General features: G+C 36.1%; 17 protein-coding genes. 7 read left to right on the forward strand and 10 right to left on the reverse strand.

The genetic code is table 11. The features are described from left to right. The 7 genes from A3EE_RS0109675 to A3EE_RS0109710 form a co-directional block, all read left to right on the forward strand. The coding region (locus tag A3EE_RS0109675) for an Ig-like domain-containing protein (protein ID WP_018343243.1) at positions 1-1,431 on the forward strand (1,431 nt) is incomplete at its 5' end. Positions 1,432-1,568: 137 nt separating this feature from the next. Continuing rightward, the gene (locus A3EE_RS0109680; protein ID WP_018343244.1) at positions 1,569-1,925 is read left to right on the forward strand and encodes a hypothetical protein; all 357 of its coding nucleotides are present in this window, start codon (positions 1,569-1,571) and stop codon (positions 1,923-1,925) included. A gap of 64 nt (positions 1,926-1,989) precedes the next feature. Beyond that, complete coding sequence (locus A3EE_RS0109685; protein WP_018343245.1) at positions 1,990-2,541, forward strand: thioredoxin family protein; 552 nt, start codon at positions 1,990-1,992, stop codon at positions 2,539-2,541. Between the two features lie 299 nt (positions 2,542-2,840). Then, entirely contained in the window at positions 2,841-3,959 is a 1,119-nt protein-coding gene (locus tag A3EE_RS0109695) for a helix-turn-helix transcriptional regulator (RefSeq protein WP_018343247.1), read from the forward strand. Positions 3,960-4,095: 136 nt separating this feature from the next. Then, a complete protein-coding gene (locus A3EE_RS0109700; RefSeq protein WP_018343248.1) occupies positions 4,096-4,944 on the forward strand; it encodes an alpha/beta fold hydrolase in 849 nt (282 codons plus the stop codon). Between the two features lie 114 nt (positions 4,945-5,058). Further along, positions 5,059-5,400, forward strand: coding sequence for a hypothetical protein (locus A3EE_RS0109705; RefSeq protein WP_018343249.1), 342 nt, complete (start codon positions 5,059-5,061; stop codon positions 5,398-5,400). Positions 5,401-5,892: 492 nt separating this feature from the next. Beyond that, on the forward strand, positions 5,893-7,101 hold the full coding sequence (locus A3EE_RS0109710) for a S41 family peptidase (protein ID WP_211208927.1): 1,209 nt from the start codon (positions 5,893-5,895) through the stop codon (positions 7,099-7,101). 6 nt (positions 7,102-7,107) lie between these two features. Here the strand turns inward: A3EE_RS0109710 and A3EE_RS0109715 are convergent, their stop codons facing one another. The 10 genes from A3EE_RS0109715 to A3EE_RS0109765 form a co-directional block, all read right to left on the reverse strand. Then, the gene (locus tag A3EE_RS0109715) at positions 7,108-7,947 is read right to left on the reverse strand and encodes an oxidoreductase (RefSeq protein WP_018343251.1); all 840 of its coding nucleotides are present in this window, start codon (positions 7,945-7,947) and stop codon (positions 7,108-7,110) included. Positions 7,948-8,025: 78 nt separating this feature from the next. Beyond that, positions 8,026-8,703, reverse strand: a complete 678-nt coding sequence (locus A3EE_RS0109720) for an NAD-dependent epimerase/dehydratase family protein (protein ID WP_018343252.1) — start codon at positions 8,701-8,703, stop codon at positions 8,026-8,028. 325 nt (positions 8,704-9,028) lie between these two features. Continuing rightward, on the reverse strand, positions 9,029-10,171 hold the full coding sequence (locus A3EE_RS0109725) for a putative sensor domain DACNV-containing protein (RefSeq protein WP_018343253.1): 1,143 nt from the start codon (positions 10,169-10,171) through the stop codon (positions 9,029-9,031). A gap of 333 nt (positions 10,172-10,504) precedes the next feature. Further along, positions 10,505-13,015 (reverse strand): heavy metal translocating P-type ATPase, encoded by a 2,511-nt coding sequence (locus A3EE_RS0109735; protein ID WP_018343255.1) that lies wholly within the window; start codon positions 13,013-13,015, stop codon positions 10,505-10,507. A 114-nt stretch (positions 13,016-13,129) separates the two neighbouring features. Then, entirely contained in the window at positions 13,130-13,342 is a 213-nt protein-coding gene (locus tag A3EE_RS0109740; protein ID WP_018343256.1) for a heavy-metal-associated domain-containing protein, read from the reverse strand. Between the two features lie 83 nt (positions 13,343-13,425). Beyond that, entirely contained in the window at positions 13,426-14,001 is a 576-nt protein-coding gene (locus A3EE_RS0109745) for an AraC family transcriptional regulator (protein ID WP_018343257.1), read from the reverse strand. 39 nt (positions 14,002-14,040) lie between these two features. Further along, positions 14,041-15,249 carry an efflux RND transporter periplasmic adaptor subunit gene (locus A3EE_RS0109750; protein WP_018343258.1) on the reverse strand — a complete coding sequence of 403 codons (1,209 nt, stop codon included), beginning with the start codon at positions 15,247-15,249 and terminating at the stop codon, positions 14,041-14,043. A gap of 3 nt (positions 15,250-15,252) precedes the next feature. Continuing rightward, entirely contained in the window at positions 15,253-16,539 is a 1,287-nt protein-coding gene (locus A3EE_RS0109755; protein WP_018343259.1) for a heavy metal-binding domain-containing protein, read from the reverse strand. Next, complete coding sequence (locus A3EE_RS0109760) at positions 16,514-17,791, reverse strand: TolC family protein (protein WP_026209712.1); 1,278 nt, start codon at positions 17,789-17,791, stop codon at positions 16,514-16,516. The genes A3EE_RS0109755 and A3EE_RS0109760 overlap by 26 nt, the downstream gene beginning before the upstream one ends. Beyond that, positions 17,778-19,712 carry an efflux RND transporter permease subunit gene (locus A3EE_RS0109765; RefSeq protein WP_018343261.1) on the reverse strand — a complete coding sequence of 645 codons (1,935 nt, stop codon included), beginning with the start codon at positions 19,710-19,712 and terminating at the stop codon, positions 17,778-17,780. The genes A3EE_RS0109760 and A3EE_RS0109765 overlap by 14 nt, the downstream gene beginning before the upstream one ends. Between the last annotated feature and the right edge of the window lie 3 nt (positions 19,713-19,715).

Consider the following 19,715-nt stretch of genomic DNA (forward strand, 5'->3'; position numbering starts at 1 on the left):
TACTGTCTGAATGAAACAGCAACAGCATTAACAGCAACAGGTACAGGATTGAAATGGTATGCAGATAACACGACAACAACAGCGCTGGCATCTGCACCGATTCCTTCAACATCTGCAACGGGNACAACAAGCTATTATGTATCTCAAACAAACGGTTGTGAAAGTGCAAGAGCACAAATTACTGTAACGGTAAATGCTTTACCAACAGCAGCAATCACAGCAGGTGGTGCAACAACTTTCTGTTCAGGTGGAAGTGTAATATTAACTGCAAGTTCTGGTTCTTCATATATCTGGAAAAATGGAAGCACACAGGTTGGAACAGCAGCAAGCTATACGGCAACAACCGCCGGTTCATACACCGTAGAAGTTACAAATGCGAGTAACTGTAAAGCTACTTCGTCTGCAACAGTTGTGACAATAAATGCTACTGGTGCAGCACCAACAGTTAGTCCTGTTAACTACTGCCTCAATGAAACAGCAACAGCATTAACAGCAACGGGTATAGGATTGAAATGGTATGCAGATAATACCACAACAACGGCGCTGGCATCTGCACCTGTTCCTTCAACAGCTGCAACTGGAACAACAACATATTATGTATCTCAGACAAACGGCTGTGAAAGTTCAAGAGCAGCGATCACAGTAACGGTAAATGCTTTACCAACTGCAACGATCACCGCTTCAGGTTCTACAAGCATTCCATCAGGCGGAAGTGTAACGTTGAATGCAAATACGGGATCTGGATTAACATACAAATGGTTTAAGGGTTCTACGCAGGTTGGTACTGCCTCATCGTACACGGCAACAGCAGCAGGTACTTATACCGTTGAAGTAACAAATGGAAATAATTGTAAAGCTACTTCCCTTGCAACGGATGTAAACTCAGCAGCGAATCAGCCTTCAGTGATTACGATTACTTCACCGGTAGCCAACGCAACAATCTCAGGAACAATTACGATTTCAGCAGACATTTCAGATCCGGATGGTACCATCATAGCGGTTGAATATCTGGATGGTAATACGGTGATCGGATCAAGTACAACGGCTCCATACAGTTTCGACTGGACGACACCTGGTGCAGGTACACATGTAATCACGGTGCGTGTAACCGACAGTCATGGCGGCATTACAACTTCTGCTCCGGTAACAGTTACTAGCACTACCAGTACGGGAGTATCAAATTCAAATTCAATAACAGCAACGATCTATCCGAATCCATGCAATGCAGATGTATACATTGAAACGGATACAGATCTTTCAAATGCTGAGATCAGAGTGATCAATGTATTGGGTGAAGAAGTTCAACTTTTATCGTATGTAAATGCAAGTGGAGCACGCCTTGATGTAAGCAATCTGACAGATGGAACATATGTTCTTATTATTACAGATGGCTCATCTATATTCAGAAAAAAGATCACGGTGATAAAATAAAATCTTGAAATACATATAGCTGATTCTAGCTATGACCAAAAATCCTTCGTTTGAAAGAACGAAGGATTTTTGTTTTATAAACGTTATGCGTAATATGTAAAAGAATTGATTCATATAATTTGTTAATACATTCGGCTATGAAAAATAAGATCTCTCTTTCCATTACACACAACAATGCAAAACGCATGGAATATTTTTTAAATCGTGTAAAAGAAGAACTTGTTGAAGTTCACTTTGATTGGCGCAACTGGAAAAACTCCGATCAGATAAACGATGGCTGCAAGTTTATTTCCGTTGAATCAAAAGAACCCGTAACAATTTGTATTCTGTTCTGTGATTCTTATCACGATGCAAATCGAATTGGCAAAGCAAATGAATTGCCTTGTTTGCCAACAGCTAAGTGGAGTGTGAATGGAGACGTGATGTATTTTGTTGAATCAAATGATGCAGATAAAGTAAGTGATATTTTGAGCTTATTTGCAGGGGAAGAGTAATATTCATTGGAACTACTTTATGCATTTCCGGGTTAGAGGTCTATAAAATAATTTCTGATAGATCATGAATTTCCAAGCTTATCTGAACTACTTCGAATCCATACTTGATAATCCAACACCACCTGCTCCCTACGATAATCCGGATTATTTTAATTACCTAAAGCTGAATTGGTCGCGCATGAACCGTTGGCTGAAACATGGGGTCTTATCGCAGGAAATAAAAGAAGTGGTTGCTGGAATAAAGAAGCCTCAAACATGGATTATTATTACTGAGCCTTGGTGTGGGGATGCGGCACATGTTGTTCCATTTTTACATATGATTGCTCAGCAAAATCCGTTAATTGCTGTAGATTATGAACTTCGAGATTCAGCGCCTTTTCGTATCAATGAATATTTAACAAAGGGAGGGAAATCCATTCCTAAATTAATTGTTCGAAATACTTCAGGTGAAGATCTTGCAACCTGGGGACCAAGACCAGCAGGCTGTCAGGTGATATATGACAAACTCAAAGCAGAACATGCAGACTTTGAAACCATGAAAATTGAATTGCAAAAGTGGTATAACAAAAATGAAGGAAAAGAAATATTTGAAGAGTTGGCAGCTCTGTTAAAATAATTCGTCCGACCACTTTTTTGTGGTCAGACGAATTGACTCAGGCTTCTTCATAAATATAGATCAGGTAATTTCCTTCTTTGTATGGAGCCAGATCAATTTGTATGTTTGTTGAAAGAGTAACATTTTTCCTATCGTACAATTTATTTCCTGTCATATCATATACAAGAATCGTAGCAAATGCAATTGGGTAATGGCATGTAAAAGAATCTGTAGTATTTTTGAAGGAACCTTTTACAGATATAATTTTTTAAATTCTAAATTAAGTTGCAATTTGATTTAGAATTTAAAAAATTGCTTTAATGCATAACAATCCGTTGAAGGAGTATTTTAGTAAAAAACAATTTCATATTCAGTTTTTAGCGGTTGTTTTATTTTTGCTGATAACTTGTGTTGTTAGTTTCTTTTTTCAAAAAAAAGAGACCATAGATCTATTGAATTCAAAGGAATTCTTAATTGAAACGTATTCAGATGCTTGGGATGGCGGCCATTCAGAATGCGAATTTATCTCCAGAACAAACGATGAAATTACATATAGATCTTGCTTGAAAAGAGGTATGCTGTATCCTTATGCAGGAATTCATTTTAGAAAAGCGGACAGTACATTTTATAGTTTAAAAAATTATAAACTGGAATTGCAGATCACTGTTAAAGAAAAACAACGTTTGGCAATTCGCATTTATAATTTTAAAGAAGGAATGAGCGATTCAATAATTAGAAATTCATTTCCATTATATCATCATGTTTATCCGGTAGAAAAAGGCAAAAATAATCTGGAAATACCATTCAATAGTTTTACAACGATTCCGGAATGGTGGTATACAGATAATAAAAAATCTGAATCCGATATTAAATCCTGGGATAAAGATTCAGTTGGCTATACATCTATTTTTAGTGATGTGGGTCATACTATCGGCAAAGAAAGGATATTTAAAATTACGAAACTTTCATTAGTAGGTGACTATAGTGGCTTATACCTAATACTAGTGATTTTTTCCGGAACTGTTTTGGTTCTGTTCTTTGGTATACATATTATAGTGTATCAAAAACAGAAGAGGATCCAACTGACGATAAAATATTCCGATGATTTTGAGTTTGAAACAAAGAAAGCAGATTTAAAAAGCCAGATCCATACATATATATCAGAGAATTATTCAAACAGTGAGTTAAAAGCGATCGACTTGGCCAATCACCTGAATGTTCCCGAATATAAGATCGGAGAGATTTTAAAAGAGCAGGTAGGGATGTCATTTAAATCTTTTTTAAATCACACACGAATCGAAGCGGCGAAACTCTATCTAAAAAACTCTTCGTATTCGATCTCTGAAATAGCATATAAAACCGGTTTTAATTCTCCATCCAGCTTTAATCGGGTTTTTAAGGAACTTGTGAATCAGGCACCCGGAGAATTTAAAAATTAATCCATTTTTTAAATTGTAAATGTTTTTTTGATTTTTTCAAACCGGTTTAGGCAAACTGTAAAGTCAAATTTTAAAACTGAAAACTCTTTGGATAAGAATTTGGGTAGCTTGCTTTGCAATCTTAACCGTATTCAACATGAAAATGTATTTAAAATTGAATTCCATAATTGGGATAATAGTATTACTTTTTTCTACCAATGCTTGTAGACCAACCAATATTCATCCTGTTACTAAGCCCGTTGTTTTAAAGTCATCGCTAGTTGATTTAGGAACCCATAAATTGGCTGCATTCTCTGTAATTAAAAATTCAAAATATTTAGTTGTTTTTGAAGCTGGACTCGGCGATGATCATAGTATTTGGAATAACAGCAATATAGCAGTAAAAACGAGTGATAGTATGGATGTTGTTTCTTACGATAGAGCAAGCCATGGGCAATCGGAAAGAGGACCTGATCCAAGAGACATTTCCCGCTTACAAAGCGAATTGGGTTCAGTTATTGATGCGTTTGCAAATGGCCGAAAGGTAGTACTCATTGGACATTCGTTAGGTGGATTTATTATAAGAGATTACGCCATTAAAAATCCAACGCGAGTTGCGGGTTTGGTATTTGTAGATCCTTCACACGAAGACTGCAGTCAATTAACTCAAGCAGATGAAGATGCGTTTTACAATTCGTGGCTTACTGCGTGGGGGCCAACTAATGGCGGTACACTGGAAGCGAAAGAATGGAAAAACGATGTTGACTACATGGGGACAGTAGGGAATTTGCCGGATGTGCCGGTAGTTGTCTTAACGGCAATGAGTGTTGATGCTTCATACTCTGCTACATTTCGACAAGCGTGGTATGCTGCGCATGAAACGTTAAAAAGCGGGGTAACTGATTTTACACATGTAAGCATTCCGAATTCAGGACATATGGTGATGTTGGATCAACCTCAAATATTAATTAATTCCATAAATGTGTTCCTTGCTAAATTGCCGTAAAGTAAATGTTGAGATTTATTGACTGTAAAGCTACGTGGTTTGTGATGCTAATGTAAAAAGTAAAGAAGAAGTGTATCAATCAAAAAATGTTTTTTGTCTTTTAAAGCACTAACAATGTTACGCTCAAAAAATCAACTGTTTCTTTTATTCTTCTTTGTTCTATTTCAAGTAAAGAGTCAAAACTTAGTTCCGAATCCGAGTTTTGAAAATACAAATTTTACGCCTTGTAGTTGGATGATGCCGCCTGCATCAAATTTTAGTGATACAATGCAGGATTGGATATTGCCCACCGGCGGAACAACTGATATATACAGTACTCTGGCGCCAATAACCTGCTTTGCAAACTGTTTTTCAACCTATATTTCTTTGGGTCATCAAGCCCCCAGAACAGGTGAAGTCATGTGTGGTTTTGTTACGGCGATACTGTCTCTGATGGGCTATACTATTTTGCAATAACGTATAAAAATAAAACTATACATAATGGTTGGGTTCAGGTATTGAGATAAAGGCTAATAAAATTTTAAGCAGCAGCATAAGGTTTGATTGAGCACAGAATTAAAACAGAAAGATTCATAATATTTAAATTAGAGTTAAATCTTATTCAATATGAAAATATTTTTAAAAATCAGTTTACTAATTTGCGTAGTTGTAACACTTCTTTAATACAGGTTATAAAAATTTAATTTGTGATCTTATAAATTAATCATAAGAAAAATGATAAAAATTTTGATACATCTTCTTTTGCTTTTCAGTTTTTTATATGCACCTAAAAAAGAATTAGAAAACCCATTATTATTTAATAAGACATTAAACCGTGATAGTATTAAGATAGAATTTGCTACGCTGTACAACTTGATAAATACCATTCATACGGGGCAATATATGTTTTGCACCAAACCGGAATTTGACAACTATTATGACAGTCTAAAAAATACCATTCAATCGGACTTGTCAATTACAGAATATTATAAACTCACAACAGCTTTACTTGCAAAAATTAAAGATGGACATACGGTGGTTGATGGACGTAATATGGGCCTGTTACTAAACGATGAATTACTATTTCCATACAGCATATATAAAATTAAAGGTGCATACTATTTAAATAAATCCGGCACTGATGATAAGAGCCTTACAGGTTATAAAATTTTAAAAATTAATGGAGAAAAAATGGATACAATTGTTGGAGTAATACAAAAGTATCTGGCCCATGAAGGAGAAAATGAAACGGTAATAAATACTCAATTAAAATACTTTCCTGCTTATTACTTTCTTTATTTTGATAAGTCTGAAAGTTTCGAAATAGAATACGAAGAAGAACCGGGCAAAATTAAAACTATAAAGCTGAAAGGTGTCGAATATGGCACATTCAAAAAAAATACGCTTGTTAATCAAGAACCATTATCAGTAGAATTTAAAAATGATTCAACAGTTATTTTGAAAGTACGATCGTTTAGCAATGGATATATTCAAAAAGACAGGAAGGCTGCTGAAGAAAAATTGGATTCCATTTTCAATAAAATGTACGACCTTAAAATAACGAATCTGATACTTGATTTGCGGGGTAACGGTGGTGGTGCACCTGAACTTGCTAACTATTTATTTTCATACTTATCAAGTAAACCGTATTATTATTTCGCTTCCATTGGGATAAAATACAACAGCACTAAAAATTGGAAATATTTAGCAGAATACCCTAGATATATTCCAGAAGTAGATTTTTCAAAAACGACAACCAAACACGGATTAAACCTTTACACCCAAACCAACGAGATATATAACTGGCAATTTGAAAAACAATACCCAAAGCCTAATTCCCTTAAAGGGAAAATATATGTTTTGATTAATGGAGGATCCTTTTCATCAACAGGACATGTATTGTCACTTATGAGAGATAAAGGCATCGGAATATTTTACGGAGAATATTCTCAAGGCAGTAATTATAGTAATGCTGGACTGCAGGCGTTTATTTTACCTTATTCACAAACAAAAGTCTGGATACCTTTTATCCAATTCAAAATGAGAACTCCCAATTTTCAATACGATCCAAAAGGAATAAAACCAGATGTTGAGATAGAACTTCAACCCGATGATCTTAAAACGAATTATGATAGAGTACTAAATTATGCACTGATGGAAATTGAAACAAATAAGTAAAATCTATCAATTCTCCTTCGGATGATCTGCCCACACCGTAGTTTCACTCCAGGTATCAAAATCTTTTTTCAATACATCTATTTTTGCCATTGCACCTTTAAGTGCCGCTGCACCAAGAAGCAGACGAAGCGGAGGTTCTTTTGATTCAACTGCTTTTACAATTGCTTGTGCCGCACGATTTGGATCGCCTGGCTGATTGCCGCTATACCCACGAATGAACGATTTATTTGCTCCTGCCGTATCTGCATAATCTGCAATCACGATTTTACTATTCTCTGCAGAGCGTCCTGCCCAATCGGTACGGAAGCCGCTTGGTGCAACGATCGTAACATGTATGCCTAAGTGCGCTACTTCTTTCGAAAGTGCTTCAGACAAACCATCTACTGCAAACTTGCTTGCATTGTAATAACCCAATGCAGGGAATGCAACCAAACCTCCGATAGAGGCAATATTTATAATATGTCCGCTGCGTTGTTTGCGCATTACAGGCAAAACAGCTTTGGTCATATTGCCTAAACCAAAGAAATTTATTTCAAACATTTTTCGTACGGATTCATCTTCGCTTTCTTCTACCGCACCAAAATATCCGATGCCTGCATTATTTACCAATACATCAATACGACCAAAACGTTCAACAGCTTTGTTTACTGCAGCTGTTATCTGATCTGGTTTTGTAACATCCAATGATAATGTCAGCGCCTTGCTTTCATGACCAACAATGAGATTACTGATATCTGAAATATTTCTGGCTGTTACAACTACATTATGACCAATGCTTAATACATGTTCTGCAAGTGCCCGGCCGAAGCCGGTTGAGCAACCTGTAATGAACCAAACTTTTTCCATTTGAATGTTATGTTTTGAATTTTATTATGAACTCTCCAAGGGCTTTAAATCCTTGAAGAGTTTGTTTAATCATCAAGCTTATTTAACAAAACTTGTCTGTTTCGCAAGAACTTTAATATCCGGCACTTCGAGGATCTGTTTATTGTATCCGAAAATAGTTACGTTGATCATTGCCATGCCAAGATCTTTTAATGTGGATACACTGTTTTTAAATGTCACTTTTAAAAGCGGATACATCCATGTCAAATATTTATAATACTTATTTGTATTTTTTAAACCGGGAGTAGGGTGCATGTAGCCGGGTCTGAAATTGTAAACTTCTTTAAATGGAAGTTTTGCCAGATCATTTTCTGTTTTTCCTTTTACACGTGCCCACATCAACTTGCCTTTCTCCGTGCTGTCTGTAGAAGCACCGGAAACATAACAAAAAGTCATGTCTCTGTTTAATCTACTGAGTGCTTCTGCTACATGCATGGTAAGCATGTACGTCATTTTTGTATAATCGGCTTCATTCATTCCAACAGAAGAAACGCCTAAACAAAAGTAGCAGGCATTATAACCGGAAAGTCTATTTTCAAGGGAAGAGATGTTCAAGAAATCGGAATGAATGATCTCTTTCAATTTCGGATGCGAAAATCCTGAAGGTTTTCGATTGATGAGCAGTACTTCTTCCACATCAGGATGAAGTAAACATTCGTGCATAACGCCTTCGCCTACCATACCCGTGGCACCTGTGATGATTGCTTTTATTTTCATAAGTGAAAGAAGATTAACTAAATGATTTGTTGTCTGAATTAGAGACGTATATAAAAGATAAATATTTTATTGTTAAGAACAAAAAATGCGTTTTAGTTAATCAACCATTCTCTGCGATACTAATCCATCTTATTAGCTGTTTGATTGAGAACATTCGTCAGACCACTTTTTTGTGGTCCGACGAATTGTAACTGGTATCTCTACAATAGTACCTGAACGATGGTATGCAGAATGTAAAATATGTTAACCATCTCGGAGCAAATAAAATAATCATTGCGCCAATCAGACAAATACTAACTACTGCAAAGTCCCATATAAAACAACATTATAACAACAACGTATCAATGCGATGCGCCTGTACCAGTTGATCTTTTTGTGACCAGGCAAATACAGTAAAGCGCCCATCCTGTGAAGCTACCAATGCAATTGCATTGTTCTGATCTTGCACAAACTGTGCAGCGGATAAATGTCTTGTTCCTCCAGTTTTAGATGGGAAGACAATCGTTGGTTTATTTTCTTTTATCGGTTCGGTTTCAATTACTTTATCAATGATCGGTTGACCTACACGTTGAACAATTTTTTCTCCGAAGGCTAATAATTTATATTCATCATTAATGATCGTTGCGCCATCAATAGCTGTAAGTCCACCGATAATGTCCACCTCTTTTGAAAGCACGGCCTGCCAATTCGGAATGGAATTGTCAATTTCATTTTTATTAATTAAGTCCGCCAAACCCGAAAAGGCCGGTTTGATCGCATAATGCAAGGGATGACTGATAGAGTCCCGCCATTCTTTTGTTTGTGAGGGAACAACAAGTAAGGTGCCACCGCGTTTGTGCGCACGCATCGATACAGCAAGCTGCAGCATTACGTTTACGGTATCGTGTCGTGATGCAACAGATGTGAAGTCCAGTAAAGAACTTATGATCTTTGGACACGAACCATTTGTTGAATTCTGTTCGTCAACAATTTTAATTTCATCGCCTGCCAATACAGCAATGTTTGAAAATTTACCGAAACCATCAATACGTCTGTGCTTAATAACAACCTGACCGGCTTCAGAAATATCTAAAACAAAACAGCAGTTGGGTATCGTAAGTGTAGCTCCCCATACATACAGAGCGTTGTCCTTATGCCAGACGCCCAGGTGAATCCCTGCGCGTTCGTAACCCGGAGAAAGTTTGGTTAATGTTTTTGGTGTAAACGGAATTGGCTGTGCAAATATGATCGGTGTGCCTGCTTGCTCGGGTGTAAGATATGCCAACGAAATCCGTGGCGAGCGCCCTTCTTCATGACGTAAGCTCGTCCAGAATCCAACGTCTATAAATGATTCAATGATGGAAGCATTTGGGACAGAAGCTAAATTCGTTTCTCCTAAAAGAGTAGCTCTTTCAAGATGGTTCGAAAAAATTGTTTCTACAGATTCAGCGACGATGCGCGCTGCCTTATAGGTTGATTCACTTTTCATTAATGCGTACTAAAATTAATCGTATTGATTTTAACTAAGATAAGAAATATATGTGAAAATATTCTACACGTTGTCAGACGGTTTTTCAATTCTGCCGTGGTTGTGCCTTTTCAGCCAACCACTATATCCTTGGCCACACCTCTTGTTGATGACTCTGCTATACAGCCTATCTTTACTATTTATTTTCTCAGGCAGAACACCAACAATGGCATAGAATTTATTCTTTCCGAATTTAAAACGAACTTCTGAATAAAAACTGAACATAAAAAAAGCCCAACAAGTTTACTTAAAACTATTTGTTGGGCAAATTGGCTGATACAGAGGGATATTATTTTAAGAATCCAAAGATGTTTGTTTCAATCTTAATGCATTCGCGATTACAGATACTGAACTCAAACTCATTGCAGCAGCAGCAATCATTGGTGAAAGCAATAAACCAAATACTGGAAATAAAATCCCAGCGGCAATCGGCACCCCAATTGTATTGTAGATAAATGCAAAGAAAAGATTCTGCTTTATATTTTTCATTACTGCATGACTTAATTTTTTCGCTTTTACGATACCTTGTAAATCACCTTTCACTAAAGTTATTTCGGAACTCTCTATTGCCACATCTGTTCCTGTACCCATTGCAATGCCAACATCTGCTTGAGCCAAGGCTGGAGAATCGTTGATGCCATCACCGGCCATTGCAACAATTTTCCCTTCAGCTTGTAACTTTTTTATCAAGTTCAATTTATCTTCAGGCAAACACTCCGCTTTAAAATCTGTTAAGTGAAGTTCAGCGGCTACAGCTTCTGCAGTATTTTTATTATCACCCGTCATCATGATGACTTCTATACCTTGTTCAATTAAAGCGGCAATAGCTTTTTTACTGCTTGCTTTTATTGCATCTGAAATGGCAACATAACCTACAGCCTTTTCATTCACTGAAATATACGATACAGTCTTTCCTGATTTTTGTTCATTAATAATAAATGTATTTAAAGCATCGGGAATAGAAACATGCATTTGTTCCATGAGTTTTAAATTCCCCAAGATGATTTTTTTATTGTTGATAGTCCCTGTAACTCCTTTACCAGCCAGTGCTTCAAAATCTTTTGCATCAATAAATGTTATTCCTTTTTCTTTTGCATATTTTGTTACAGCAGTTGCCAGGGGATGTTCACTATATTGGTTCAATGATGCAACGAGTTGCAATAAGTCTTCTTCCAAATTTCCTTCAGTAGCAAATATTTTATTTACAGATGGTTTTCCTTCGGTGATAGTGCCTGTTTTATCTGTGATTAAAACATTCACTTTGTTCATGGTCTCTAATGCCTCTGCATTTTTAATAAGGATTCCCTCTTGAGCACCTTTTCCAATTCCAACCATTACTGACATAGGTGTTGCTAAGCCTAATGCACATGGACAGGCAATAATTAAAACTGCAATGGCGTTTACAAAACCATAGACGTATGCTGGCTCTGGTCCCCAGATCGACCAAATTGCAAATGTGATTACGGCAACCGATATTACAATGGGTACAAAATATTTGGCAATTACATCTGCTAATTTTTGTATCGGTGCACGCGAACGGCTTGCATTATTAACCATTTGAATGATCTGTGAAAGCAATGTGTCAGCACCAACTTTTTGTGCCTCCATTATAAATGACTTGTTACCATTTATAGTTCCAGCACTAACGTTGTCACCTTCTTTTTTATCAACGGGAATGGGTTCTCCAGTAATCATGGATTCATCTATACTGCTGTTACCTTCTTTAATTAATCCATCAACAGGAATTTTATCACCCGGTTTTACACGTAATAGATTCCCAACAGTAATGTTATGAATGGATACAATTTTGTCTTCGCCATTTTGAACTAATGTAGCTTCAGAAGGTGCCATCTTGAGTAATGCTTTTATTGCACCACTGGTTTGACTGTGAGCACGAGCTTCCAGTAGTTGTCCTAATAATACCAATGTTAAGATAACAGCTACGGCTTCAAAATAGAGATGAACACTGCCATCGTGCGTTTTGAATTCATTTGGAAAAAAATCAGGAAAGATCAAACCAACAATACTAAACAAAAAGGCTACGCCAGAACCAATACCTACAAGTGTAAACATATTCAGATTCCATGTGATGATGGATTTCCATGCACGAATAAAAAACATCCAACAGGAATAAAATACAATAGGTACAGTTAATATCAATTGTATCCAATTCCAAACTTGCATATCAAACAATTTTGACAAAGGATTGTTGTGTATCATTTCACTCATAGAAATAATAAAAACAGGCACTGCAAAAGCAATGGCTATTTTCATTTTCCGAGTAAGCTCGTTGTACGTTTTATCCTCCGCACGTTCACTTGGTTCCAGAGGTATAAGATCCATACCGCAAATCGGGCACGCGCCGGGTTCGTCTTTAATTACCTCCGGATGCATGGAGCAGGTGTATTGTTGCTTAGACACAAGACGTGGTTGTTCTACTAAATCCATACCGCAAACAGGGCAGTCTCCAGGCTTGTCGTATGTTTTATCGCCTTCGCAATGCATCGGACAATAATAAATACCATTACCAGGTTGTACTGTTTTTTTGAGCCTATGTGTATGACTTTCTTTTTTACCTGAAGCGCTCGCTTGGTTTGGTTCTTCAATGGTATAATGTAATCCAGCTGTTAGTAAGGTTTCTTGTAATTTTTCTAATGGAATGTGTGAAGTCATTTCAATCGTTGCTTCTGATTTTTTAAGATCAACGGTAACATTATTTACTTCATCTAAATTATTTAATGCTTTTTCAACACTGGCTGAGCAACCAGAGCAAGACATTCCTGTTACGGTATAGGTATGTATCATATTTTTGCTTAATGCTTGAAGCGGAAAGCTAAAAGCTTTTTGTTTCTTGTAGACGAAATTGATGTTTAATATAAATGACCAAGAGAAGAGATGCTAAGCTTTAAGCATTTCGCACTAGGCATTAAGCGCTTCCGCTTTATAGCCTACCTTTTCCAGAATCTCTTTAACTTCGCTCTCGCTGTAATCGGTCGTAATGGTTAATGTTTTATCCGGGCTAGTAACATCAATACTCCAATCCTTGATTTTTTCTTTGAAACTTAGTTCCGGACTAACAGTAGCTATACAGCTTGTACAATTGATGTTGGTTTTAAACTGGAACGTTTTCATAGTTTTATTTTCTTTGTTACATAACAAAGATAGATCTTGAATGATAAAAAACTGTTATAAAAAATAGGAAAAGATTTATAGAATCATTGAATAAGATTATCTAATGATTTTCTTCCTTGATCTGTTAAAAGTTTAAATTGTGATGGAGTCGTTCCTGTAATACTTTTGAACTGGGCTGAAAGCGCTGCAAGACTGCTGTAATGTAATTTATCTGAAATTTCTGAAAGCGTTAATTCATTGTACGACAACAATTCTTTTACATATTCGATCTTTTGAAGGATGACGTATTTTTCAATAGTAACACCTTGGCTGGCTGTGAAGATTGAACTGATGTGTGAATAATCATAACCAAGTTCCTTTGATAAATAAGAAGATAATTTTGTTGAATGATCGGACGAAGAATTTTTAATGAGTTGGATAATATGTGTTTTTACTGCTTCAACGATTTTTTCTTTTTTATCTTCTAACAATTCAAAACCTTGCTTCGATAATTTATCTTTCAATGCAGAAATTTTATCAGCTGACAATGTTTCATTTAATAGCGCATCTCCTAATTCAACTTTTTCAAAAGATACATTCAAGCCATGCAAAATATCTTCTACCGATGTGATGCACCGTGGACAAACCATATTTTTGATATGTAAAATTTCTTTTTTCATTATCTATCAAGATACTAATTAATTCTAATTAATGGATAATTACATCTTACTCATATCATGTCCTGCCATAGGGTTTAGGCCCTTTTTAAAAATATATTCACTTTGCAATAAATACGAGCCTGAAACAACAACTTCATCTCCGGCTTTTAAACCATATAAAATTTCAGTGTTGGCGGTATTCGTTGCTCCGATATGAACCATTTTGGCTTCATAAGAACCATCCGTATTTTTAACCCAAACCGTATTTTCATTTGCTCCTTTTAAGACAGCATTTGAAGGAATGAGAATAGTTTTGTTACTTTGTTTTTGAAATACAATATTTGCCTGCATGCCGGGTTGTATCATCAAGGAAGTATTATCAAAAGAAACTCGAACAGCCGTTACGGTTGATGAAGGAGATACCTGTGGGAGTACTTCAATGATTTTTCCGCTACTTTTATATTTTCCTTTTCCATCAAATTGCAATTGAACTATTTTACCAACAGCATTGTGCGTATTTATTTCGTTGGCATAAAATTCTGCATCAATCCATAAAGTTGTGTAATCAACTAATTCCATGATGTTTTGTCCTTCCATCACGGTAGTACCTTCCGAAATATTAATTTTTTTAATAAATCCAGAAGCTGTACTAGCTATCGGATATGGTATAAGAGGTTTTTCTCGAACTTTTAATTGATCTATTTGAGAAGACGTAAGTCCCCATAGTGAAAGTTTGTTATGCGCACTTTGATAAATACGTTTTAACAATTCATCGTTCGGGTTTTGTTGTAACAAGTTCCAATTTGTAATAAACTCACTTTGTGTGGCTGTTAACATTTCAGAATAAATTTCATATAAAATTTGTCCTTTTTTAACCGATGAACCTGTTGTTTTTACAAAGAGATTTTCAACTCTACCATCTACACGTGCATTTATAAATTGAATTGAATTTTCATTTTCCTTAACAATACCCGTTGCATAGATTTGATTTTCTATATTGTCAAAGCCAATTATTTTTGTTTGTATGTTTGCCAATAAAATTTGTTCCTCACTTAACTTAATGGTATTTCCATTCAACTGTTCAGAAGAGATGGGTGTTAAGTCCATGTGACAAATCGGGCATTTACCTGGCTTTGTTTCCATGATTTGTGGATGCATGGAACAGGTATAATACGTTGTTACAGCATGATCGTGTTGCATATCTTTTTCGTCTTGAGTAGAACAAGAGAAAATGAGCAGAGGTATAAATAGAAATAAAAGGTATTTCATATCTTAATTATTATCCGTTAAAATAAATGCTTCACTATCTACTAGGTAAGATGCAACTGGTGCAATGCTATCTGTTGCATTTAAACCAGATAGAACTTCGATCCATTCAAATGCCTGTTTGCCTGTTTGGATTGTATGCGCTTCATATGCCAATTGTTTTTTTATAAATACTGCTGCATTCCCTTTCCCTAATTGTACTATGGATGCTGTCGGTACCCAGAGTTGTTTGTCATTATTATTTTTAATTGAAATATATCCACGTATTAGTGTTCCTATTTTTAGTTGCGTATGATCGTTACAAATCATATATACACGTACCGTATAAAAGTCGTCTGTATTATTAAAAGACTTTTCAATAAAATCTACTTTTCCTGAATAGGTTGTAGTATTAATAATGATGTCTACGGCATCTCCTTTTTGAATGGAACCAATATCAGAGGGCATTACTTTAAACAAGGCCCAAATACTTGATTCATCTGCAATGGTAAAAAGATCATCTCCCTTTTTTACATAATCTCCTTCACGAATTAATTCTGTCATTGAAGAACTTGAAATTTTCATGCCGTTATTGCCTCCTTGGCTGGGGAAAGTCAATGCATGTGCTTCCATATCTGTATTGTCAGATACAAAGTGAATGTGCCCACTTGCATTCGCATATATGCTTACAATTGCATTTACTTGTTTGTTTTTTTCTAACGTTGAAATCTCTTTTTCATTCATGCCTAAATTGAACAGCTTAGATCGCAGTGCAGATTTTGAAATATCATCTGCAGCATCATTTTCTTGTAGAATATATAAATATTCGTTTTGCGCGGTTAACAATTCAGGACTATAAAGTTCCAGTAATTTTTGTCCTTGGGTTACTTTTTCAAAATTGTATTTGATATACATTTTTTCAACCCGACCAGCAACGCGTGTGCTAATGGTTTTTACAAAATCAGGATTGTATGTAAGATAACCCAGTGCTCCAATTCTTCCGGCATGACTTTCAGTTGACGGAGCAATCGCTGTTAGTTGGGAAATTGCAACCCGGTTAGTGGGTTGAATTAATGTGGCCAATGTATCAATACTATTTTTTTGAGGCATTAATTCTAAATCCATCTTACACTTCGGACAAATACCAGGTTTGTCTGAGGTTATTTCCGGATGCATCGGACAATAATACATCTTATGATGATCATGGTCCATGTTTTCTTTCGTGTTTTGTTTTTCCTTGTTACAAGAAACCAACACAAGTAGTATCAACAGTATGCGTAGCACCTGATTAATAGATTTGAAGTTGTTTTTCATATTCTGCCTGCAAGGTTAATAGTTCTAATAAAATATCGTAATACTGCATTTGAGTCATTTGTAAATTCATACGTGCATCTAAGGTTTCAAATAATTCACCCGTATTTTGGGCATATGCAATCATAGATACGTCATATGTTTTTTTGATGGCTGGCAACAAAATTGTTTCATACAATTCCAATTGATATTTGGTTGATTTGATTTCATTTTGTAAGCCGTATAATTTACCTGTAGACTCATTTATGATTGCTTGTTTTTCATTTTGCATGGCTTTGATTTGATAATTCGCTGCAGTAACATTTGATTTGTACATCTTCGAAGACCAGGGTGCTATAGGTACAGTCACCATACCCATTAAGGTAAACTGATTTGGATTTGTACCAAAGGCAAACATATGGCCATATTCAATTCCAAAATCTGGCCTGCCTTTGTATGATTCTGCTGTTTGCTTTAATTGTGTTACACGAATATTTTTGTCGATGGCCAATAGATCGCTTCGTTTGCTTATGAAGTTACTTGTGTCAATAATCTGACTTTCGTACTGTTGAATGGTTATGGAAGTATCAACCTTAAAAGAGATATTTTTATCCCGATTCATAAGCGTATTGATCATGAATACTTTTTGATTCCGTTCATTCTCTAACATGGATCGATCCTTTTTTAGCAACACTAACTGTGACTTTGCTTTATATATAGTTGCCAATGATCCTTGATTATAGGCTATGTTTTTTTCTGCCATTGCAATCATAACCTGCAGGGTTTTTTCTGCTTCGGTTAATACGCTCAATTTTTTATCTATAATCTGAATGTCATAGTAATTCATTTTTGCGTCGGCTAGCAATGTATTTGCTTCGGCACGCTGCGTTTCTAATTCCACCGAAGACATGGCTTGCATATACGATTGATTTGCACGTAACTTAGACGGATTTGGAATCATTTGTTTTCCTTGAATCATTAAGTTACCCATACCTGGCATCATCGTATTCATGCCATCTACGGTTTGTGTTTGTGGTTTCCAATACGAGGTTTGATAAGGTGTCATAAAGAAACCAAATCCAATCTGAGGAGCATCCCAGGCCTTTGCACCTGTTGCCATAGCATCAAAGGATTTTGCCTGATTCGCATACATTTCCAACATGGGATTGGATTGTATGATTGCAGATCTAATGGAATCATACGTGAGTATCTGCGCATTTGAATGAACAGATAGGATGATAAACAACACAATTCCGGTGAGTTTATTCTTTAACATCGAGTACATCAATTTTTCCATGTTTATTTAATTCATAAATTTTCATTATTTCAAATACGATAGGCGTAACCAATAACACATATATGGTAGATGTTATGGTACCACCAATTAAAGGAATTGTAATTGGAAGCATCACATCACTGCCTACACCGGTCGCCCATAAGATGGGTATTAAACCGAACAAGGAAACAGATACCGTCATTAGTTTTGGGCGTAGTCGTTTGGCTGCACCTTCAATTACATAATTCCGTATATCAGAATCACTTATATGTTCTCTGAAATTTCCTTTTTCGTGCACCAACTTTTCCATCGCTTCATTCAAATAAATAACCATGAGCATGGCCGTTTCTATTGCCATACCAAACAACGCAATAAAGCCTACTGCAACAGCTACCGAAAGATTAACACCATAGAAATAAACCATGAATACACCGCCTACCAATGCGAAAGGAACAGTGATCATTGTAGCAAGTGCTTCTTTCAAGGATTTGTAGGTGATATACAATACGGTGAAAATAATAAGTATCACAATCGGCAAAATCAATTTCAATGTTTTGTTTGCACGGATTTGATTTTCCCATTGTCCGCTCCATTCAACATAATATCCTTTAGGCATTTTAGAAATCATTCTGTTCAGCTGTTCCTGCGCTTCTGTCACCGTACTTCCCAAATCTCTATCACGCACGTTAAACAATACAGTTCCACGTAACATCGCATTTTCAGAATTGATCATGGGTGGGCCATCTGTAATAATAATGTCTGCAACACTTGATAGTGTGATGGTTCCGAATTGCATGGTTTGTACAGGCAAACGTTTCAGCTCTTCTATGTTTTCTCTATACGCTTGTGCAAAGCGCGCATTCACTGCAAAGCGTTGTCTGCCTTCAATGGTTGTAGTGATGTTCATACCGCCAATAGCACTTTCAACAATCATGTTCACATCGTCCACGGTGAGACCATATCTTCCGATAGCATCTTTATTAATTTTAATATCTAAATATTTTCCGCCAACAATGGGTTCCACATATAAATCCTTTATTCCGTCTATATCTTTGATAGCCGTTTTAATTTTTTCTGACAATACATAAATGGAATCCAATTCTTGTCCATATACTTTTATGCCGACATCGGTACGTACACCTGTTGAGAGCATATTGATTCGATTGATGATGGGCTGTGTCCAGCCATTTGTTACGCCGGGTATTTGAAGTTTCGCATTTAATTCATTGATGATATCATCTTTTGTAATGCCTTCACGCCATTGTGCATGGGGCTTTAGTAAAATGATGGTTTCAATCATACTGATAGGAGAGTTATCTGTCGCAGTTGAAGCTCTACCTGCTTTACCCAAAACATGTTCTACCTCTGGAACCGACTTAATTAATTTATCCTGAATCTGAAGAATACGTTTTACTTCGGAGTTTGAAACATCAGGTAAGGTAACGGGCATAAATAAAATCGAACCTTCATCAAGCGGTGGCATAAACTCTGTTCCGAGTTTTTTCAGCATGATTCCTCCTGTTAACAGCAGCAATAGGTTAATTGCAAGAATTGTTTTTTTCCATTTTAAACAGAATACTAAAATGGGGGTGTATATTTTTTCTAATCCCCGTGTTATGGGATTTTTTTCTTCAGGTTGTAATCTCCCTTTTAATAAATAAGAAATTAATACGGGCGCCAATGTGATAGCAAGAAAAGCATCGACAATTAGGATGAATGTTTTTGTCCAGGCAAGTGGATGAAATAATTTTCCTTCCATACCTGTCAAAAGAAATACAGGAAGAAAAGAAGCAATGACAATAATGGTTGAATAGAATACCCCAGGTCCTACTTGTCTGGAAGATTTTTCTATCAAATTCATGCGCTCTTCATCTGATAATGGATCAACGCTCTTGCTGAATATTTTTTTTATAAAGGTCATCGT

It is taken from the genome of Cytophaga aurantiaca DSM 3654 (assembly GCF_000379725.1).
Classification (GTDB): Bacteria; Bacteroidota; Bacteroidia; order Cytophagales; family Cytophagaceae; genus Cytophaga; species Cytophaga aurantiaca.